Below are 20299 nucleotides of genomic sequence, written 5' to 3'. Positions count from 1 at the left end.
CGAAGGGAAACCCCGGCATGTCGCGCCCTATCCTGACGGTGTGCGCGGAGCAGCGAAACGGCTCCTACCGCACGATCGGCGAGGCCTTGGAGGCGGCGCGCAGCGGCGCGGTGATCTCGGTGCGCCCCGGGCAGTACGAGGAGAGCCTGGTCATCACCAAGATGGTGACCATCACGGCCGAGGAGCCCCGGGGGAGCGTACGGATCTCCCCCGAGCGTGGCCCGGTCGTCCAGGTGGTCGCCGACGCGGTCCAGCTCACCGGCCTGGTGCTGCAGGGCCGTGACGACGACATGCCCGCCCTCGACGTCCCGCGCGGCCAGGCCGCGTTGCAGGACTGCGACGTGATCGGCAACGCCTGGACCGCCGTACTGACCCGCCAGCAGGGCGCGTTGGCGATGCGCGGCTGCCGGATCGTCAACCCGGCCGGTGCGGGCCTGGTGGAGACGTCCTCCGGCACCAGCGTGGTCGAGGACTGCGTGATCGAGCATCTGGCCACCTCCGCCGTGGTCATCGGGGAGCGCGCCAATCCGGTGATCCGCCGCACCGTGATGCGTGACGCGCGCGGCAACGGGGTCTGCGCCAACGGCGAGGCCCGGGGCAGCATCGAGGACTGCCAGATCTCCGCGACGGACAAGCCGGGCATCGCCCTGGAGGAGCGCTGCTCCACCCGCGTGGTGCGGACGACCGTGCGCGACGCGCCGCTCGGCGTCTACATCAGCTCGGCGGGGCGCGCGGTCCTGGAGGACTGCTCGGTCACCGCCAGCAGCGGCTACGGGATCGCCCTGTCCGGCGGGACCGATCCGGTGCTGCGCCGCTGCCGCACCGGGCGCACCAAGGGCCACGGGATCCATGTCACCGCCAAGTCCCGTGGCAGCTTCGAGGAGTGCGAGGTCAGCGGTGCCGACGGGGTCGGCGTCTGGGTGGGCGAGGCGTCCAGCCCGGCCTTCACCCGCCTCTCCGTCTGGGACTGCAAGGACGCGGGCGTCGAACTGACCGGCGACAGCGCGGCCGAGTTCGACCGGCTGGAGGTCCGCGACATCCCCGGCGAGGGCGTCGTCGTGCAGGAGGGGGCGAACCCCCTGCTGCGCCGGGCCAGCGTCTCCGACGTGCGCGGTCACGGCGTGGAGGTGCGCCGGGACGGGCGCGGGCGGCTGGAGTCCTCGGAGGTGACCGCCACCGGCAAGTCGGGCATCCGGTTCGCGGAGGGGGCCAACGCCTACGTCGGCAACACCACCGTGCGCGAGGCCGGCACGTCGGGCGTCAGCGTCGGCGGCGGCGCGCAGGCGACGCTGCGCGACTGCGACCTGTCCCACTCCCGCGAGGAGGGCCTGGTCGTCGAGGACGGCGGCGAAGCCTCCGCCACCCGGACCAGGGCCCGCGGGAACGGACGGCACGGCTTCCTGCTCGCGGCGGGCGCACGGGCGAGTCTGACCGCGTGCGAGGCGTTGGACAACCAGATGGACGGCCTGCGGATCGACTCGGTCGACCCGGTCCGGATCATCGACTGGACCGCCACCGGCAACCGCGGCTCCGGTCTGCGGCAGAGCAAGCCCAGCGAGCGGCTGTCGGTCGAGAACGTGGAGAGCCAGGACAACGGCGTGCCGGACGCCTTCGGCCAGGCGACGGCGGAGGCCGAGGACGCGTCGGCGGACGGCACGCTGGTGCAGGCGACGAGCCTCGCCGGGCAGGAGGAGCGGGTCGACCCCGAGGGCCCGATCGCCGTGCTCCAGGGGCTGGTCGGCCTCGACGGTGTCAAGGAGCAGGTCAACACCCTGGTCAACCTGAACAAGCTGGCCAAGCGGCGGGAGCTGATGGGCATGCCCTCGCTCCCGATGAGCCGTCACCTGATCTTCGCGGGACCGCCCGGCACCGGCAAGACGACGGTGGCCCGCCTCTACGGCTCGATCCTCGCCGAGCTCGGCGTGCTGCGCTCCGGCCACCTGGTCGAGGTCGCGCGGGCCGACCTGGTCGCCTCGATCATCGGCGGCACGGCGATCAAGACCACGGAGGTCTTCACCAAGGCCCTCGGCGGCGTGCTCTTCCTCGACGAGGCGTACACCCTCTCCCAGGGCGGCGGCGGTTCCGGCCCGGACTTCGGGCGCGAGGCGATCGACACCCTGGTCAAGCTGATGGAGGACCACCGCGACGACGTGGTGGTGATCGTGGCCGGGTACTCGGCCGAGATGCAGGGCTTCCTCGACTCCAACCCGGGCCTCGCGTCCCGCTTCAGCCGCACGGTGGAGTTCGAGAACTACTCCGTCGAGGAGCTCACCACCATCGTCGAGCGGGCCGCGGTCGAGCACGGCTACGAACTGGCCGAGCAGACCCGCGAGGCGCTGGCCTTCCACCTGGAGAAGCTGCCCAAGGGCCCTGACTTCGGCAACGGCCGAGCCGCAAGGAAGGTCTTCGAGGAGATGGTCGACCGCCAGGCCTCCCGCCTGGCGACGCTGCCCGAGATCGGGCCGCGCGACATGGTCCAACTGCTGCCCCTGGACGTGAGCGTGGCGGCGGCCGAGGCGCTGACGCAGCCCGTCGGCGCGGTGGGCGCGGTCGGCGCGGAGCGGACCACCGAGCTGCTCGACGAACTGCGCGCGATGATCGGTCTGAGCGCGGCCAAGCAGCAGGTCGAGGACCTGGTCAACCTGGTCAAGCAGATCAACCGGCGCAAGGAGGCCGGTCTGGCCACCGCGACCATGAGCCACCACTGCGTCTTCAGCGGACCGCCCGGCACCGGCAAGACCACCGTGGCCCGGCTCTACGGCCAGATCCTGGCGGAGCTCGGCGTGCTGCCCGGCGGCCAGCTGGTCGAGACCGCCCGCGCCGACCTGGTCGGCCGGTACGTCGGCCACACCGCACAGTTGACCAAGGACGCCTTCGAGCGGGCCCGGGGCGGCGTGCTCTTCGTCGACGAGGCCTACACGTTGACGCCGCGCAACGGCGGCGGCAACGACTTCGGCCAGGAGGCCGTCGACACGCTGATGAAGCTGATGGAGGATCACCGCGACGAGGTCGTGGTGATCGTGGCCGGATACCAGGACGAGATGCGGCACTTCCTGGCCTCCAACCCCGGCCTGGCGTCCCGCTTCTCGCAGAACATCGTTTTCGAGCACTACAGCGACGACGAACTGGTCACCATCGTCGAGTCGATGGCGACGGCCTCCGGCTACGTCTGCGCGCCCGAGACGGTCGAGGCGCTCGGCGGGCTCTTCGCCGAGCTCCCGCGCGACCGCACCTTCGGCAACGGCCGTACGGCGCGGCAGATCCTGGAGGCGATGATCACCCGTCAGGCCGGCCGGCTCAGCAAGCTCGACATCGACGACGTCAGCGAGCTCAGCCTGCTGCTCCCCGCGGACCTTCCGACGGAGCCCGTGGGCAGCGCGGTATGAGCAGGGCCTCGGCGGTCCCGGCAGCTCCTCCTGCTCTCGCGTGGGACCGGGCCGACGGTCCGGCGGCGACGGCGACGGCGACGGCGACGGCGACGGCTACAGCGACGGTGGCGTGGGCGGTGGCGCTCGCGGAGGTGCTGCCGCGGCTGAAGGACCGCGGGCGGGAGGCGGGCGCGGCGGTCAACTCGGCCGTGGGCGCGGCGTTCTCGGACGGCGAGGGGCCGGTGCCGCCGGAGGTGGCGCGGATGCTGGCGGACGGCGAGCGGCTGACCCGGCTGCTGGAGTCCGGCGCACCGGAGAGCGCCGAGCGCCACGAGGCGAAGCTGGTCCGGGAGGCGCTCGAACTGCTGCCCGCCGGGCGCGAGTTGCCGGACGACCTGGCGGGGCGGGCGGTCGCGGCAGCGGCTGCGGTCGCCCGGGTGCGGTGCATCGCCGCAGCGTTGACGGACGGTGCTGCCGAGGAGGACGTGGCCGCCGAGCGCCCTGCCGCCCCGCCGTCGGAGCTCTTCACGCTGGTGCCCCGCGCGCGGAGCGCCGCCGTGGCCCGCGCCGGTGCGGCGGAGCTGGACCGGCGCCTGCCCGAACTCGTGTGCGCAGCGGAGAGGTTGGCGGAGCGGCTCAGTGCGCCCGGGGCCTCTCCGGCGCGGGCCACGGCGCTCGAACGCTCGGCGCGGGCCGCCGTCCGGAGCCGGATCGGCGCGTCCCGCAGACGCCGCCTCCGGCGCGCGGCCGAGCTTGTCGAGCAGGTGCGGGAGCGGCTGTCGGACGGTACCGCTCCGGCCTGCGCGCCCGCTCCGCCCGGCGATCCCGCACTGCTGACCTGGCTGCGTCGGCTGACCCAGTACCAGCTCCACGCCCCGGAGTTCGAGGCGGTCCAGGAGGCCTGGCTGGCCGGTGACCCGTTCGGCCTGCGCGCGTTGCCCCCGCCGCCGTCCTTTCTCGACGGCCTGGACATCGGCTCGCTGCCCGCCGCGCACGTCGCGCCGCTGCTCCGCCGGATCAGCCTGACCCGTGCCGCGCCGAGCGCCGACGAGCTCACCCCGGAGGCGCTCGCCGCCGACGCGGGCTCTGTCAGCGTTGCCACCCGCACGGCGGAGGCTCGGCGTTGGGGCCGCGCCCGGGGGAGCGGAGCGCCGCTGCTGGCGGAGACGACGGCGATCCCGCACGTCGTGCACGGGATCTGGGTGGGCGGGCCGATGCCCAGCACCACCGTCTTCCGGGAGAACTACGCACGCGCCGCCCGCCGTTACGCAGGGAAGGTCGACTTCGTCGTCTGGACCGACGTCCCGCGCGCACAGTTCGACGCGGCACGGGACGCGCGGGAGCAGGGGCCTGGGGAGCGCGCGCGGCCGTCGGGGTCGGCCGAGGTCCGCTCCATGCTGGACTGGGCGGTGGACAATGGCATCCACCTGGTGAGCATCCACGAGGTCTTCCACGCCGGGGCCCCGATGCGGCTCCACGCGCCGTTCGTGCTGGAGATGACCAAGCAGCTGCCGCGCGGATACGCGTCCGCCAGCGACCACCTGCGCGTCGACATCGTCTCCCGCCTCGGCGGCGCCTACGTCGACGGCGACGTCGTCCTCTGCGGCGACGAGCACGGGACGGCCGATCCGGAGGAGCCGCTGCCGGACTTCCTCGACCGGATCGCCGGGTCGCTGCACGGGTTCACCATGAACCCGCTCGCGGGCCAGGGCGTCTGCAACGACATCGTGGTGGCCCCGGCCGGGCATCCGGCGCTCGCGCTCTGGATCGAGTGCGCCCGGATCAACTACTGCCGTACCCAGCCCGAACTCTTCGGCGGCGTCCGGACCATGGCGAAGCCGTACGTCGGCCAGAGCGACCAGGCGCTGCGCTACGTCGCGCCGAGCCGGACCGGTCGCGTCCACCACACGGTCCTGCAACTCCTCGGCATGCCCAGCGACGACCTGCCACCCTGCGACCGCGCCCGCCACTACGGCAGCGAGGGCAGCTGGGCGCATGCGCTGCCGGAGTGCCCCACGGCTCCGCGCACGGTCCCGGCCGAGGCGGTTCCGGACGTGCTGGCGCGCTGCCTGACCTTCCTGCGCTGGCAACTCCTGGCCAGGGACGGGGACCTGTACCTCGCCCCGGTCGACACGGTGCTCCGCCGCCTGCCCGACCCGGAGGCGGCCTGGAGCGCACTGCTCGCCGTCCTGCCCGAGCTGCTGGACGGGCTTCCCGTCGCGGTCGCGTCGGTCACCGACGGCCGCCGCAACGACGACGGAACGCTGGAGCGGACGGCCCTCCCGCCCGAGGCGGAGCTCGCCCTGGACCGAACGGCCCGCCCGGAGCGGTGGATCGGCGCCCCGGTGTCGGCGACCGGCGGTCCGGTGACGCTGCTCGACGAGTTCGTCGGGCCGGTCGCGCTGCGGGCGGAGCCGGCGGACCGTCCCGAGGTGGGGGTGGTCGCGCGGGCGACGCGGGCCTGGCGGGCCTGCGCGGCCTGGGCCGACTGGACGGAGGTCGCGCTCGATCCGCTCGGCACCGTCGTCGGGCTCTGGCTTCGCCCGCCGCACGGCACCGACGTGTGGCGCTATCCCGGACGCTTCACGGGAGTTGCCGACGGGCGGCTGCGGATCAGCCTCGGCCTGACGCCGAGCGTGGACTGGGCCCGTGAGCTGGAGATCCACCCCGAGACGCTCGCACAGCTCGTCCTCGCCGTCGGCGCGGCGGGCCGCCCGGTGGAGCTGGCGGTGCCGACCGGATGCGCGGACGGCAGAGGCGCGTTCGCGGAACGGCTCCAACGGTTGCTGGGAGCGCCGGTCTCGGTGGTGGAGTTCGGCCCGGGGGCCGTCGCCGCTCCGCCGACCGTCGCGCCGGTCGTGCCGGAGTTCCGCTGCGTGCCGCTCTCGGCCGTGGCCAAGGGACTCCGAGCGACCTGACCGACTCTGAGTGACCGTCAGAGCGGTGAACCAGCGGGGCCCACGGCCCCGTAGAACCGATTGCCCGAGACCGGGACATCACTGCGACAGGGAGAGACATTGCGCACAATAAAGGCAGCCGGAGTCATGGGCGCGGCTGCACTTCTGACGATGCTGGGGACCGGGACCGCGTTCGCCTGGCACAAGGGCGACGCGACGCTCACCGAGGGATGCCGTCCCGACGCCTCGCACGTCGAGCTCTACATGCACAACAACTACACGGGCAGCGGTCCCTACAAGCTGACCGAGGCGGGCTCGGCGAGCTCGGCGTCCTCGTACACCGGCGTGATCAAGGCCAAGTCGGTCATCGAGGTGACGGTGCCCTACACCGGCCCCGGTGACGTCTGGCACCTGGCGATCGCCGACGCCACGGCCTCGCTCACCGTGGGCGACGTCTCGCTGTGCTCGTCGAGCACGCCGAGCCCGAAGCCGAAGCCGAAGCCGAAGCCGACGCCGACGCCCAAGCCGACTTCCACGCCCTCGCACACGGCCGTGCCGACGCCTGCTCCCACCACCCCCGCGTCCCCGCCCTCCGGGGGCAAGCTGGCGGAGACCGGCGCCGGTGACACCGCGCTCATCGGCGTCGGCGCGCTCGCGGTCACGGGCCTCGGCGTGGCCCTCCTGGTCGGCACCCGACGCAGCCGTCGGCGTGCCTGAGACCTGACGCGCAGAAAGCGGGCCTCCTGCGGTGGTGTCAGCGCCACCGCGGGAGGCCCGTACGCGTGCGGGCGGCGCGGCGCTAGCCGCCGGTGAGCGCCATCTCCTCGCCGACGAGGGCGGCGAGGTCGAAGAAGGCCTGCCCGGTGGCCGGTTGGAGCAGGTCCAGGTCCACCCGGCCGCCCACCGAGAGGTGCTTGTCGAACGGCACCACCACGACGGCGCGGCACCGGCTCCCGAAGTAGGTGACGAGCGAATCCAGGTGCACGGCCCTGGACGTGTCGCGCGCGGACGAGACCACCACGACTCCCCGGCGCACCAGGTGGCCGTAGCCGTGGGCCTCCAGCCAGTCGAGCGTCGTGGCGGCACTGCCCGCGCCGTCCACGCTGGGCGTGGCCACGACGACGAGTTGGTCCGCCAGGTCGAGCACACCGGACATGACGCTGTGCAGCAGGCCGGTCCCCGAGTCGGTGAGGACCAGCCGGTACTGGCTGCTCAGCGTCTGCATGACCTGCCGGTACTCGGCGTCGTTCAGCGCGGTCGACACCTCGGGGTCGACGTCGTTGGCGAGGACCTCGAGTCCGCTCGGCGTCCGGGAGGTGAAGGCGCGGAGGTCCATGTAGGTGGAGACCGACGGCAGGGCGGTGACCAGGTCGCGGATCGTGCGGTCGGTCTCGGCCCGGACCCGGCGGCCGAGGGTGCCCGCGTCGGGATTGGCGTCCACGGCGATCACCCGGTCCGAGCGCTCACGCGCCAGCAGGGAGCCGAGGCCGAGGATGGTGGCGGTCTTGCCGACGCCGCCCTTGAGGCTGATCACGGCGATCCGGTGGCAGCGGTGCAGGGGAGTCCGGATCGCCTCCAGCTTCTGCTGGTGCTCCGCGCCGCCCGCGCCACGACCAAGGCGCAGGCGGCGTCCCCAGTCCGTCCTCCTGGACTGACGCCGCACGAGCTGCTCGTCCGAGAGCGGGGCCGGGACGGCGGCCGAGGTGGGCAGCGGCTCGGGCAGCGGTTCGGCCAGCGGTTCCGGTGCGGGCGCGGGCTGGTACGCAGGCGCGGGCTGGTACGCGGGCGCGGCGGGTTGGACGTCCGGTGTCCTCGGGAGCTCGATGGTCTGCTCGGCGAGCTCGCGTCGGGAGGCCCAGTCCTCGGGGGTGTAGTCGGGGGCGCGTTCCCAGTCCAGGTCCGCGTCATGACAGTGCACGACGGCTCCGCCGCCCTGCTGTCCCTCGGTCATCGAATCCTCCCGGCACGAGGCATGCGTGCAAAGCAAGAGTGCAAAAGGGTGCCCGACTGGAACACGTGGGCCGGTTGCGGCGGGTTCAGCACTCCGACGACTGTTCCGGGACCGGCGGGCGCAGGGGATGGCATGCTGGACGGCGTGGATGTCGGCCCGGAGGTACCCGAGACGCCGGAGACCCGGGAGACCCGGGCCTTCGTCGCCGCCCTGCTCGCGGACGGTGCAGCGGATCACGATCCGGACCCGGCCGCCGCGCTGCCCGTGCCCGAGGCGGACGCCCGGACGGTGGTCCGCGAGGCCCGGAGGCTGGCGCAGCGCGGGCTCAGCGGCTCGGTGCGTCCCGTGCCGGACGAGGGCCTGACGGCCGTCGCGGAGGCGCTGGTCGTCGACGAGCATCCGTCCGCCCACCGCTGGTCCGAGGGCGAGCGGCGCGAGGTGGTGCGGTGGGTGGCACTGCTGATCGAGCGCTTCGGCGAGGACGGCGTGCAAGAACTCATTCTGGCGCTGGCCGAGCGGCGAGCTGAGGCGTAGCGCAGCGGAGCCGAAGCGGAGCGCGACCGGACAGGCATGGAGGGCTGAACAAAGCTGAACCTCGTTGAACCCCGTTGCTGTTCCCGCCCGTCGAGTGGGGTGTCGGGAACAGCCAGTCGAAGCGGCGCGCACGCGCGCAGCGCACGAGTGAACACGGGAGCCAGACGTGGAGACGCAGCGGCACGGTAGCGCGAACGGGTCGGCGGGGGAGGCCGGAAGTGCCTACCAGTTGCCGACGGTGGCCTGGGAGATGGCGGAGCCGGAGGAGCAGCCCGCCGCTCCGGCTCTTCCCGAGGCCGAGGCGGTAACCGAGGCCGTGGCCGAGACGGAGCCCGAGGGCGAGTCCGAGTCCGAGTCGGGTGAGGCGTCGGGCCTGTCCATTCTGACGCAGGGTCAGGTGCCGGACCTCCCCGCCGAGGCCGAGTCCGAAGCCGCCGTCGGTGCCCAGGCGGCCGAGGCGGCGGAGGGGGTCGAACTGGCCCAGGCGCCCACGGAGTTGGAGGCCGTCGCGGGGACGCGGGTGGCCTCCGTCGGGAAGTCCGGGCGGCTCTCCAAGCCGTTGATCGCCGCGGCGGCCACGGCCGGAGTCGTGCTGGTCACGCTTCCGCTGCTGCTGATGCACGTCGGCAGTCCGCAGGCCGGCGGTCCGAGCACGCCGCCGCACCAGCCGCCCGCGGGCTTCACGCAGCCGAACGGAGGCACCGGGTTCGTCCCGGGCGGCGGCAGTTCGGCCGCTCCCGTCGGAGGCGCGCCGTTTGGCAGCGGGTCGAGCAGCGCGCCGCACACGCCCGGCCACTCCGGCGGCGGGTCGGCGCCGTCCCACGGGGGCGGTTCCACGTCCGGCGGCGGGTCGCAGTCCGCGCCGCAGGGCGGCGGCTCCGGGCACACCTCCGGTGCGGGGAACGGATCGGGCGGATCCGGTGGCTCGGGTGGCTCCGGCGGCTCGGGTGGTTCCGGTGGAAGTGGCGGGGGCGGCTCGCACCCGCAGCCGGCGACCTACAACTCCGTCGCGGGCCCCGGGTGTTCGGGCGGCGGAACCGGCTTCACCACGAACGGCTGGTTCAACCAGGGCACCACCGGTTGGAAGAACTACTCGGGTGGCCTGTCCGGAAACGGCTGCAACGGCACCTTCACCGCCGTCCCGATGTCCGGCAACGCGAGCGCCGACGACGGCAACTCCGCGGTGTGGACCTTCTCCACCGGGGCGGTGACCCGGGGCAACTGCCAGATCTCGGTCTACATCCCCGCCAGCGGCAACATCGAGCAGGTGGGCGGCGACCCGACCTACTACACGGTCCAGAACCAGTTCGCGGCGGGGTCGGGCACGATCGGCTCCTTCTCGATCACTCAGATCGACCAGCGAGGCCAGTGGGTGAACGCCGGGAGCTTCCCGGTGAGCAACGGTCAGATCGCCGTGATGCTGCACACCCGCGGCCAGGACTGGAGCGGCAACACCGTCACCTACGCCCACCACGCCGCGGACGCGGTGATGGCCGCGTGCACGGCCTCGTGAACGGCCTGGTGAACGGCCGGTCGCGGCTGACGGCACTGGCGCTGGGCGGTGTGCTCCTGTTCGCTCCGGCCGCAACGGCGGCAGCCGACGCCTCCGCGCCGTCGTCCGCGTCCTCGGCGTCGTCCGCGGATCCGACCAGCCTGCCCGGACTCGCGCAGACCGACAGCAACATCCAGCAGGACGGCTGCCGCAAGCCGTCCACCGCGGTCAGCGACCGCGTCCCGTGGGCGCAGGCCTATCTCCGGCCCGACCTGGTCTGGCCGTTGACCGAGGGCGCGGGTGTCACCGTCGCGGTGGTCGGCTCCGGGGTGGAGGACACGGCCGGGGTGCTCGGCGGGCGGCTGGCGCTGGGCGCGCGCGCCTGGGGCAGCACCACCTCCGGGCAGGACTGCATCGGCCAGGGCACCTTCGTGGCGGACCTGATCGCCGCGGCCCGCCGGTCCGGCACCGGGTTCGCGGGGATCGCCCCGGCGGCGAAGGTGCTCGCGGTCGGCGTCACCGACCAGACGGGCATCACCATCGGGGACGTGCTCGCCACCGGGATCCGCACGGCCGTGGACGGCGGCGCGCGTGTCGTCGACGTCGCGGTGCCGGTGCAGGCCGGAACGTCCGCGCTGGCCGCCGCAGTTGCCTACGCCACCAGCAAGGGCGCGTTGATCGTGGCGCCCGACGCCTTCGACGGCGGCGGGCAGGCGAGCAACCAGAGTCCGGTGTATCCGGCCGCCTACCCGGGCGTGCTCTCGGTCGCGGACCTCGCGCCGAGCGGGAGCACGCCGCAGGGCAGCACGCCCGTGCAGCGGGTCGACCTGGCCGCTCCGGGCGACCAGGTGATGAGCCTCGGCCCGGGCGGGGCCGGGTACTTCACGGCCACCGGCCCGAGCTACGCCGCCGCTCTGGTGGCCGGAACGGCGGCGCTGGTGCTGGGCGCGCAGCCGAAACTGACGGTGGCTCAGCTGCGCTCCCGCCTGGAGTCCACCGCGTACCACCCGGGCACCGCACTGCCGGATCCCCAGGTCGGCTACGGGACGGTCGACCCCGTGGCGGCGGTCACCGACGTGCTGCCCGGCGAGGCTGGAGTGACGGCGTCGGCAGGCCCTCGTCGTACCCAGGCCGACGCTATGACGCGGCCGGTCGTCGTCGACAACTCCCGTGCCGAGGACTCGGCGTTGACGGTCGGGGCGGGCGCGCTGGTGGTCGTCCTGGTGGCGGGCGCGCTCGGACTGGCACTGCCGAGGGCCCGCAGGCGCGGCTGGCGGACGGGGCCGGTGCCGCCGGGCGCCGCTGCCTCCGCTTCCGCGCGCGAGGTCTGAACCCGGACCGCGTCGCGGGCCGTTCCATCCATCAGGGCGTCCGGAACCGGATCCGGTGACGGTCGTATGCCGCGAAGGAGTTGATCATGGCTTGGTACCAGGGACGCTGTCGGATCACGGTGACCGCGGTCGAGGGCGACCGGCCGCAACGGGCCGTCGTGACCGTCCGGGGCAGCCGCCGCACCATCGTCGTTCCCGGAACGGCGGGGGAGAGCCAGATTGTCGACGAGGACAGCTGGGACCTGGCCGTCGAGCACCGGATCGACGGCGAGTGGCACCCCAACATCCGTGCCGTGCAGTCCCGTTGGCAGGAGAGCGGCGGCGTGACCAGCCAGCTGGTGCGCAGCAAGGACCGGGACCGTCCCGGGGACCGGCGTGACCGGACCCTGGTGCTGCGCCTGGAGCGGCTCGAACGAGACATCCCCGCCGCCCGGCCGACCGAGGTCCTGGAGGACCGGCCCACCGTGCGGACGACGGCCGGTGGCCTCGGCCGTACGGCCGGCGGTCCCGGCCGGGTCAGCACCACGGCGTCCGGCCCGGACGCGCCGGCGCCCGCGCCCGCGCCGGTACGGACCACGACGTCGGGCAGCACCACGACGTCCGGCGGAACGACGCTGACCAGCAGCGGCTTCTGACGGAGCCACTGACAGAGCCGCTGACGGGGCCACTGACGGGGCCCGAGCGAAGCCAGAGGAAGAGGAGAGGGAGACCGTGAGCAGCAGTGTGGTGGCCGGACTGTGCCGCCTTCGGTTCCGGACGTCCGAGGGGAGTTTCGAGCTCGCGGTCCCGACGGACGTCCAGCTCGCCGACGTGCTGCCGACCGTGCTCGGCTACGCGGCGCCCGGTTACGCGACTCCCGGACCGACGCTGGAGAAGGGCGCGGGCGAGCCGGACGAGTGGATCCTCCAGCGCCTCGGCGGCGAACCGCTGAGCCCTGACCGGACGCTGGCGGTGCTGGAGCTGCACGACGGCGACGAGCTCCACCTGCGGCGGAGTCATGAGGCGCTGCCGCAGGTCCGCTTCGACACCGAGGCCGAGCAGTCCGAGGCCTCGGCGCGCGGGGGACGCGCCCGCTGGCGTCCGCTGTTGACGCATCACGCCGCGCTCGGCTTCTGCGTGTTGGCGCTCGCCGGTGGGCTCGCCCTGCTGACGCTGCCGGGACCGCACGCGCTGCGCGCGTCGGCGGCGGCGCTGACCGCGCTGCTCCTGCTGGGCGCGGCGTTGGCGGCGGCGCGGAGCGTCGGGGACGCCCTGGCCGGTACCGCGCTCGGCATGCTGGCCGTGCCCTACCTCGCCATGGCCGGTCTGCTGCTGCCCGTCGGGGCCTCGGGGCTGGCGCTGACCGGTTCGCGGCTGCTGGCGGCGGGTTCCGCCGCGGCCGGGGCGGCGGTGCTGGCGCTGGCCGCGGTCGGCGGCTCGGCGCCGATCTTCCTGGGGACGGTCGTGCTCGCCCTGCTCGGCGTGGTCGCCGGGGCCCTGGCGCTGGCCGGACTCGCGGTGCCGGACACGGCGCTGGTCGTCGGCGTGGTCGTGGTGCTCCTCGGGGCTGTCATGCCGTCGTTCTCCTTCCGGCTGTCGGGTCTGCGGCTTCCGGCGCTGCCGCGCAACGCGGAGGAGCTCCAGGAGGACATCGAGCCGTTCGAGGCCGAAGGTGTACTCAACCGCGCGCTGGTGGCGGACGGTTACCTGCTCTCCTTCCAACTCGTGGGCGCTGCCGCCCTTGTCGCCTGCCTCTCGCTGGCGGCCACCGCGCCGAGCACCGGCGCGCACGCGTACACCGCCACGCTGAGCGTGTTGCTGCTGCTGGACGCGCGGGTGAAGGGCAGCAGCCGGCAGCGGCTCTGCGTACTGCTGCCGGGTCTGTACGGGCTGGCCCTGCTCGCGGTCGGATCCGCGCTGCGGGGGTCGCCGGCGGAGCGCGTCGGCGAGCTGGCGGTGCTGGTTCCGCTCGCGGCGGGTCTGCTGGTGGTCGCCTGGACGGTGCCAGGGAAGCGGCTGCTGCCCTACTGGGGCCGGGCCGCGGACCTGCTGCACACGCTGTCGGCGGTGAGTCTGGTGCCGCTGGCCCTGTGGGGCATCGGCCTCTTCGGCAAGGCCAGGGGCCTGGGCGGCTGAGCGCGCAGCCGTGTCGGTGAGTCAGGGCAGGTCAGAGAGCTAGGTCTGAGGAGGAAAGATGCAGTCCAGACGCGATCAGGTCCAGGCGCACCTGTTCGTGATGAGCAGGCTCGCCTCGGGCATGCAGCGGGGAGAGCCGGACGCGCCGGACGCCCCGCACGTCCGTACCACCCGGGGGACCTCGGTGGGTGTGGCGCTGGGCATGGCCGTTGCGGCGGGCCTGGGAGTCTTCGGCCTGATCTCCCCGGCCGCCGCCACCGCGCTGCCCAAGGTCGGCACGCTCGTCGTCGTGAACGAGACGGGCGCTCGCTATCTCAGCACGGGCGGCGCGCTGCATCCCGTCCTCAACGAGGCCAGCGCCAAACTGCTGGAGGGGGACCAGATGGCGGTTCAGCAGATGAGCCTGGCCTCCCTCCAGAACCTGCCGATGGGCGCGCCCGTCGGCATCGTCGGAGCCCCCGACGGCCTGCCCGCCGCGACGGGGCTGGTCTCCGGCGCCTGGTCGGTCTGCGGGGTGCAGAAGCCAGGCACGTCCACGGCGACGGTGCCGCAGACGGTGCTGTCCGTGGGCCGCGGCCAGGCGGGGATGCCGCTGACCGCCGGTCAGGGGACGCTCGTCGTCACTCCGGACGGCACGGTCTCGCTGCTCTGGGACGGCCAGCGGCTCACTGTGGACACCGCCGACAGCGCGCTGCAGGCCCTCGGCTACGCGCAGACCGCGCCGACCCCGGTGGCCGCCGACTTCCTCGACGCCCTGCCCGCAGGGCCTGAGTTGGGGCCGCCCGCTGTGGCGGATCGCGGCAGCGCCGGTCCGGTGCTGGCCGGGGCCCGGACCCGGATCGGCCAGCTCTTCTCCGGTCCGAGCGGCGGGCAGTACCTGCTCACCACGGCCGGTCTGGTGCCGCTCACGACGACCCAGCTGGACCTGCTGCGCGGCGACCCGCACACCCAGCAGCAGGCCTACCACGGCGGCGCGGTCACCCTGCTGCCGCTCGGCCCCGAGGACCTGGCCGTGCATCTGGCCGCAGGCGCTCAGTCCGCCGCCGGACTGCCCGCCGCCGGACTGCCCGCCACGCCGCCGACGCTGGTGACGGCCGACCAGAGCCAGGCCGTCTGCGCGGACGTGGCGCCCGGCGCGGCGAGTCCGGTGACCACGATCGACATCGCGGACGCGCAGTCCGTGGCCGGAACGCCGCCGGTCCCGATGCCGGGAGTCGCGGCGTCGTGCACGGCCGCCGACGCGATCTCGGTGCCCGCCGGCGGCGGCGCGCTGGTGCGGGCGGTGGCGGGCGGCGGCAGCGGCGCCACGGAGTACCTGGTGACCGACACCGGGGTGAAGTACCCGCTCCCGTCCGCCGACGTGGCGAAGACGCTCGGTTACGGCGCGGTGGTCCCGGCCGCCGTCCCCGACGGGGTGCTCGGCTTTCTGCCGACCGGGCCCAGCCTGGACCCGACGCTGCTGGGCAACGGCGGCGTGGTGCAGGAGGCGGCCCAGCAGTCGCATGCCTGTCCGTGAGCTGCCTGTCCGTGAACGCACGGAGAGCTCGCGTCCGCTGCGCCCGTCGTCACCCGACGGCGGGCGTGGCGGCGCAGGACGCCTGAACTCCCCGGTGGTACTTGGGAACCCGCACGGTGATCTTCATGCCCGCCCCCATCGCGGTCTCCACGACCAGGCCGTGGTCCTCCCCATAGACCTGCCGGAGGCGCTCGTCCACGTTGAAGAGCCCGATGCCGGAGTCCACCCGCCGTTCCCCGTCGAGGATGCGGCGCAGGCGTTCCGGGTCCATCCCGACGCCGTCGTCCTCGATCTCCACGACGGCGTCCGGTCCGGAGTCCCGGGCGGTGACGGTGATCAGGCAGGGCTCGGTCCGGTCGGCCATCCCGTGCTTGATGGCGTTCTCGACCAGCGGCTGCAGGCAGAGGAACGGCAGCGAGACGGGCAGCACCTCGGGGGCGATCTCCAGGCTGACCTGGAGCCGGTCGCCGAAGCGCGCGCGGGCCAGGTTGACGTACTGCTCGACCGAGTGGAGCTCCTCCGCCAGCGTGGTGAAGTCGCCGTGCCTGCGGAACGAGTACCGGGTGAAGTCGGCGAACTCCAGCAGGAGTTCGCGCGCGCGGTCCGGATCGGTGCGGACGAAGGAGGCGATCACGGCCAGCGAGTTGTAGATGAAGTGCGGGGAGATCTGGGCGCGCAGCGCGCGGATCTCGGCCTCGATCAGCCGGGTGCGCGAGCGGTCCAGCTCGGCCAGCTCCAGCTGGACCGAGACCCAGCGGGCCACCTCGCCCGCCGCGCGCACCAGGACCGCCGATTCGCGCTCCGCGAAGGCGATCAGGACGCCCTGCTGGGTGTCGTCCACGGCCAGCGGCGTCGCCACCGCCCACTGGAGGGTGCAGTCCGCCACCCGGCAGCGGGTCGGGAAGGCCTTGCCCCGGCCGGTCGCCAGCACCGAGGCGACCTGCTCCATGATGAGCTCGCCGTGGTGGGCGAGGCCCGGACCGTCCCAGGCGAGCACCTGCTCCCGGTCGGTGAGGCAGAGCGCCTCGGTGCCGAGCAGCGCGCGCAGTCGACGGGACGCCTTGCGGGCCGACTCCACGGTCAGGCCGCCGCGCAGTGGCGGGGCGGCGAGGGAGGCGGTGTGCAGGGTGAAGAAGGTGGCGGCCTCGGTCGGCGTCCCCAGATCGCTGTCGCGCGTCCCGTGGGCGCAGCGCGAGCTCCAGCGGCCGAGGGCGACACCGCAGCCGAGGGCGACCAGGGCGGTGACGAGGGCGGTCAGGGTCAGCGCGGTCATCGGCGTGCTCCGGGAACGGCGGGGCTGGAGTGCGCGGAGAGCCCCTCGGGGGTGTGCAGTCGGGTCATGAAGGCCCCGGTGCCGGGCGGGATCCGGTGCCGGGTGGCCAACGAGACCGTGACCGTGGTGAACAGGCCCAACGCCACCGTCCAGACGGCGGGCGAGGACAACAGGGCGTACAGCCAGCCGGAGCCGGTGACGCCGGTGATGGTCAGCGCGATCGCCACCAGCGCCGCGCCGCCGCCGACCAGCATGCCGGCGATCGCGCCGGGCGCGGTGAGCCGCGGCCACCAGATGCCGAGCAGCAGCAGCGGGCTGAACGCGGCGGCGGCCAGCGCGAAGGCCAGGCCGACGGAGTCCGCTACCGGCAGGTCGCCCACCAGCGCCTGGCACGCGGCCGGTACCGCCATGGCCAGGGCGGCGGCCCAACGGAAGCGCCGCACCCACCAGTTGGCCTCACGCTTCCGTTTCGGCAGATGCTGGGTGAGCACGCCCGTGACCGCCATCGTCAGCCCCGAGGCCGTCGCCAGGAACGCGGCGAAGGCCCCGGCGGCGAGCAGCGCGGCGAGCAACTGGCCGGGGACGCCGCCGATCGCGCGGACCGGGAGCTCCAGCACGGCCGCGTCCGCGTCGCCGGTCAGGGTCAGGCCCGGTAGGTAGGCGCGCGCGAGCGCGCCGTAGAGCGGCGGCATCAGGTAGAACGCGCCGATCAGGCCGAGGACGGCGACGGTGGTGCGGCGCGCGGCCACCCCGTTCGGGCTGGTGTAGAAGCGGACCACCACGTGCGGCAGTCCCACGGTGCCGAGCAGCGTGGCGATGATCAGGCTGTAGGTGCTGTAGAGCGGATGCGGTCGAGGCCCGCTCGCGAGCGAGCTGGACACCCCGCCGTTGGCGACCGACTCGCTGACGGGGACGGCGGCCCCGGCGGGGAAGGTCAGCGTGGTGGCCGCGTCGAGATGGTGCCGCCCGGGCGTCAGCTCGGCGGCCTGGTCGGCGTAGTGGCGGCCGTCGACGACACCGGTCGCGGTGACCCGGACCGGTGCGGTGAGCGTCAGGTCTTCGGCTCCCCCGAAGGACACCCGCGTGGCACTGGGGAACTGCAGCGGCCGGTCCAGGCCCAGCGTGCCGCTGCCGTGCGACTGCCAGGCGAGCAGCAGGAAGACCAGCGGCACCAGCAGCGCGGTGAACTTCAGCCAGAACTGGAAGATCTGGACGAAGGTGATGCTGCGCATCCCGCCCGAGGCCACGATCACGAACACCACGACGCCGACCAGCAGCCCGCCGAGCCAGTGCGGCGCTCCCGTCAGCACGCCCAGCGTCAGGCCCGCGCCCTGGAGTTGCGGGATCAGGTAGAGCCAGCCGACGACCACCACGAACGCGGCGGCGATGCGCCGCACGGCCACAGAGCCCAGCCGTGCCTCGGCGAAGTCCGGCAGCGTGTACGCGCCGGAGCGCCGCAGCGGCGCCGCGACCAGCAGCAGGACCAGGTATCCGGCGGTGAAGCCGAACGGGTACCAGAGCATGTCCGTGCCGTAGACGAGCAGCAGCCCGGCGATCCCGAGGAACGAGGCCGCGGACAGGTACTCGCCGCTGATCGCGGCGGCGTTGAGGGCCGGCCGGACCGAGCGGGAGGCCACGTAGAACTCCGAGGTCGTCCGGGCGACCCGCACGCCGAACGTGCCGATCAGCACCGTGGCGACGACCACGAGCGCGATCGCGGGGATGGTGTACGCGGGGTTCAGCGGGGTCTCCCAGGGCGAGGTGCGAACAGGAGCCTTGGGGGGCTCCGGAGAGGGTGGTGGCGGTGCTCAGTCGGTGTCGACCAGTCGCGCGAAGGCGCGCTCGTTCTCGTCGACCTGACGGACGTACCACCAGCCGAGGGCGACCAGCAAGGGGTAGGCCGCCACCCCGAGCGTCAGCCAGCCCACCGCGGCCTGGGAGCCCCACCCGCCGGTGCCCTTGGGCAGGTGCGCCAGCACCAGCGGCAGGATCGCGGACGGGACCGCGAGCAGGATCAGCACCACCAGGGCCGTGCGGATCTGCGTGCGGATCAGCGAACTCAGGTAGCTGCTGCCCAGGGTCGTCTGGTCGTCGATCTCGACGCGGGGAGCACGTCCGCGCTGCTGCTCCGGCCGATGCGAGGAACGCGTCACGACGACCCGGGCCGACGCCGGGTCGGACATCGCCGCACGGTCCGGGCGCGGGGCCGGTTCCGGCGTCATGGCAGCCCCTTCCCGGTGTGGAACGGTGTGTTCCTCGCTCCTGGTAAAGGGAGTTTACTCAGCTGACGGGGCCACGACCAGAGCCGTCACGCCCTCTGTGTGAGGGGAGTTTGTGCAGGGGGAGTCGTTCGAGGGCCGCTCCGTGGGCGATCTCCAGCTCCACGTAGGACTGCTCGGCGCGCCGGAAGGCGATCTCCAGGGCTGCGGCGCTGCCGGGTTCGGCGAGGGTGCGCGTCGCCTCGCAGACGTCGCCCAGCACGTCGGACCAGCGGGCGGCGGCGGAGCGCAGCCGGGCCAGCAGCGCCGTCAGTTCCGCGGGGTCGCGCGGGTCGAGGGTGGGGATCCCGAGGAGCTCGCCCACCAGTTCGTCTACTCCGCCCACGGGTGACTCCGCCCATGCTCCGATCAGCGCGGTCGGAGCGTGCCGCTGTCCTGAGCCCGCTCAGCGGGTGGGACCACGCTAGCCCTGCGGACGGCGGCCCGTCGTGCCTCGGGCACGGCCGGGTCCGTGAATGGTGGTAAACGTGCGCCGAATGGCAACTGGCGCACGCCGAACGGTTCGCCGAACGGGTTCGTCGGCGAAGCACCGTTCCCCGTCAGCGCTTGGTGCGCTTCACCAGCAGCTCGCGGAGCTCGCGGGAGTGGCGACGGCTCACCGCCAGGATCACGTCGCCGATGCGCACCTTGAGCGCGGTGCCGTCGAGACGCATCTCGTCGATGCGCTTCCACGCCACCAGGTGACTGCGGTGGATCCGGATGAAGCCGCGGTCGCTCCAGCGCTCCTCCAGCGTGGTCAGCGGGATGCGCACCAGATGGCTGCCGGTGGCCGTGTGCACCCGGGCGTAGTCGCCCTGGGCCTCGACGTAGGTGATCTCGTCGATCGGGACGAACCGGGTCACTCCGCCCAGCTCGATGGGCAGTTGGTCCGGGGTCGAGATCTGGGCCCTGGGCGCCTCGACGACCTCCCGGTTCTGCCGGGCCGGCCAGGCCGCAAGGGGCGGCTGGGCGGCGACGGGCGGTTGGCTGGCGACGGGCGGTTGGGCCATGCTCGCCGGAACGGCGGCGAGCGCCGCGGGAGCAGCGGGTTGGGTCGCGCGTCCGGCATCCAGCCGCTCGCAGGCGCGGCGGATCGCCTCGGTCAGCCGCTCCCGGCGGACCGGCTTGAGCACGTAGTCCACGGCCTTGAGATCGAAGGCCTGGACGGCGAAGCCCTCGTGGGCGGTGACGAAGACGACCAACGGCGGCGCGGCGAACCCGGCGAGCAGGCGCGCGACGTCCAGGCCGGTCAGGCCCGGCATGTTGATGTCCAGGAAGACCACGTCCACCCGGTCGTCGCTGTCGGGGGCGGCCTCCACGGCCGCGCTGATCCGGCGCAGCGCGTCGGTGGCGTTGGACACGCCGTCGGCCCGCGCGATGCGCGTGTCCGCGCGCAGCAGGTAGAGGAGCTCCTCCAGCAGTGGCGCCTCGTCCTCGACGGCCAGAACTTGCAGCATGGAGCCGGAGTGTACGGGGCGAAGCCGCTGACGACGAGTGCCCGGATCGATGCGGACGGCCCTGGCGGCCCGTGGTTTCCCAAGTTCTAGTAAAGGACATTAACTCA

15 protein-coding genes are annotated in these 20299 nt (G+C 73.7%); 9 read left to right on the top strand and 6 right to left on the bottom strand.

Going from position 1 to position 20299, the window contains the following annotated elements:
* Positions 1-17 precede the first annotated feature (17 nt).
* The 3 genes from I2501_RS31705 to I2501_RS31695 all read left to right on the top strand — a co-directional run bounded on the left by I2501_RS31705 (position 18) and on the right by I2501_RS31695 (position 6982).
* Positions 18-3386: a right-handed parallel beta-helix repeat-containing protein gene (locus I2501_RS31705; RefSeq protein ID WP_196197763.1), complete on the top strand. Its 3369-nt coding sequence runs from the start codon at positions 18-20 to the stop codon at positions 3384-3386.
* The gene (locus tag I2501_RS31700) at positions 3383-6286 is read left to right on the top strand and encodes a hypothetical protein (RefSeq protein WP_196197762.1); all 2904 of its coding nucleotides are present in this window, start codon (positions 3383-3385) and stop codon (positions 6284-6286) included. The genes I2501_RS31705 and I2501_RS31700 overlap by 4 nt, the downstream gene beginning before the upstream one ends.
* Before the next feature lie 150 nt (positions 6287-6436).
* Complete coding sequence (locus I2501_RS31695; RefSeq protein WP_196197761.1) at positions 6437-6982, top strand: hypothetical protein; 546 nt, start codon at positions 6437-6439, stop codon at positions 6980-6982.
* A gap of 82 nt (positions 6983-7064) precedes the next feature.
* Here the strand turns inward: I2501_RS31695 and I2501_RS31690 are convergent, their stop codons facing one another.
* A complete protein-coding gene (locus I2501_RS31690; RefSeq protein WP_196197760.1) occupies positions 7065-8216 on the bottom strand; it encodes a MinD/ParA family ATP-binding protein in 1152 nt (383 codons plus the stop codon).
* Positions 8217-8348: 132 nt separating this feature from the next.
* Between I2501_RS31690 and I2501_RS31685 the strand changes: the two genes are divergently transcribed.
* The 6 genes from I2501_RS31685 to eccB all read left to right on the top strand — a co-directional run bounded on the left by I2501_RS31685 (position 8349) and on the right by eccB (position 15204).
* A complete protein-coding gene (locus tag I2501_RS31685; protein WP_196197759.1) occupies positions 8349-8750 on the top strand; it encodes a hypothetical protein in 402 nt (133 codons plus the stop codon).
* Between the two features lie 166 nt (positions 8751-8916).
* Complete coding sequence (locus tag I2501_RS31680; RefSeq protein WP_196197758.1) at positions 8917-10263, top strand: hypothetical protein; 1347 nt, start codon at positions 8917-8919, stop codon at positions 10261-10263.
* On the top strand, positions 10248-11573 hold the full coding sequence (locus I2501_RS31675; protein ID WP_196197757.1) for a S8 family serine peptidase: 1326 nt from the start codon (positions 10248-10250) through the stop codon (positions 11571-11573). Before I2501_RS31680 ends, I2501_RS31675 begins: the two co-directional genes overlap by 16 nt.
* A gap of 86 nt (positions 11574-11659) precedes the next feature.
* The gene (locus I2501_RS31670) at positions 11660-12208 is read left to right on the top strand and encodes a hypothetical protein (protein WP_196197756.1); all 549 of its coding nucleotides are present in this window, start codon (positions 11660-11662) and stop codon (positions 12206-12208) included.
* Positions 12209-12284: 76 nt separating this feature from the next.
* Entirely contained in the window at positions 12285-13688 is a 1404-nt protein-coding gene (eccD, locus tag I2501_RS31665) for a type VII secretion integral membrane protein EccD (RefSeq protein WP_196197755.1), read from the top strand.
* Positions 13689-13746: 58 nt separating this feature from the next.
* Entirely contained in the window at positions 13747-15204 is a 1458-nt protein-coding gene (gene eccB, locus I2501_RS31660) for a type VII secretion protein EccB (protein WP_196197754.1), read from the top strand.
* A 49-nt stretch (positions 15205-15253) separates the two neighbouring features.
* On the opposite strand, the gene I2501_RS31655 is transcribed toward eccB, so the two are convergent.
* From I2501_RS31655 to I2501_RS31635, 5 genes are all read right to left on the bottom strand, one after another.
* Positions 15254-16477 carry a sensor histidine kinase gene (locus I2501_RS31655; protein ID WP_196197753.1) on the bottom strand — a complete coding sequence of 408 codons (1224 nt, stop codon included), beginning with the start codon at positions 16475-16477 and terminating at the stop codon, positions 15254-15256.
* A complete protein-coding gene (locus tag I2501_RS31650) occupies positions 16474-18219 on the bottom strand; it encodes a sodium:solute symporter family transporter (protein WP_196197843.1) in 1746 nt (581 codons plus the stop codon). Before I2501_RS31650 ends, I2501_RS31655 begins: the two co-directional genes overlap by 4 nt.
* A 66-nt stretch (positions 18220-18285) precedes the next feature.
* Positions 18286-18699 (bottom strand): hypothetical protein, encoded by a 414-nt coding sequence (locus I2501_RS31645; RefSeq protein WP_236047632.1) that lies wholly within the window; start codon positions 18697-18699, stop codon positions 18286-18288.
* Between the two features lie 58 nt (positions 18700-18757).
* Entirely contained in the window at positions 18758-19081 is a 324-nt protein-coding gene (locus I2501_RS31640; RefSeq protein WP_196197752.1) for a hypothetical protein, read from the bottom strand.
* Positions 19082-19295: 214 nt separating this feature from the next.
* Positions 19296-20192 carry a LytR/AlgR family response regulator transcription factor gene (locus I2501_RS31635; protein ID WP_196197751.1) on the bottom strand — a complete coding sequence of 299 codons (897 nt, stop codon included), beginning with the start codon at positions 20190-20192 and terminating at the stop codon, positions 19296-19298.
* Positions 20193-20299 lie beyond the last annotated feature (107 nt).

The sequence above is a fragment of the Streptacidiphilus fuscans genome, assembly GCF_015690355.1.
GTDB lineage: Bacteria > Actinomycetota > Actinomycetes > Streptomycetales > Streptomycetaceae > Streptacidiphilus > Streptacidiphilus fuscans.
Note: the sequence above shows the minus strand (reverse complement) of the source record. Positions and strands in the feature narration are given on the sequence as shown.

What these genes read in the sequence shown, in the direction of transcription:
- I2501_RS31700 (WP_196197762.1), top strand. Translation starts at nt 3,383, where the DNA reads ATGAGCAGGGCCTCGGCGGTCCCGGCAGCTCCTCCTGCTCTCGCGTGG.
- I2501_RS31685 (WP_196197759.1), top strand. Translation starts at nt 8,349, where the DNA reads ATGCTGGACGGCGTGGATGTCGGCCCGGAGGTACCCGAGACGCCGGAG.
- I2501_RS31655 (WP_196197753.1), bottom strand. Translation starts at nt 16,477, where the DNA reads ATGACCGCGCTGACCCTGACCGCCCTCGTCACCGCCCTGGTCGCCCTC.
- I2501_RS31645 (WP_236047632.1), bottom strand. Translation starts at nt 18,699, where the DNA reads ATGACGCCGGAACCGGCCCCGCGCCCGGACCGTGCGGCGATGTCCGAC.
- eccB (WP_196197754.1), top strand. Translation starts at nt 13,747, where the DNA reads ATGCAGTCCAGACGCGATCAGGTCCAGGCGCACCTGTTCGTGATGAGC.
- I2501_RS31635 (WP_196197751.1), bottom strand. Translation starts at nt 20,192, where the DNA reads ATGCTGCAAGTTCTGGCCGTCGAGGACGAGGCGCCACTGCTGGAGGAG.
- I2501_RS31670 (WP_196197756.1), top strand. Translation starts at nt 11,660, where the DNA reads ATGGCTTGGTACCAGGGACGCTGTCGGATCACGGTGACCGCGGTCGAG.
- I2501_RS31695 (WP_196197761.1), top strand. Translation starts at nt 6,437, where the DNA reads ATGCTGGGGACCGGGACCGCGTTCGCCTGGCACAAGGGCGACGCGACG.
- I2501_RS31690 (WP_196197760.1), bottom strand. Translation starts at nt 8,216, where the DNA reads ATGACCGAGGGACAGCAGGGCGGCGGAGCCGTCGTGCACTGTCATGAC.
- I2501_RS31705 (WP_196197763.1), top strand. Translation starts at nt 18, where the DNA reads ATGTCGCGCCCTATCCTGACGGTGTGCGCGGAGCAGCGAAACGGCTCC.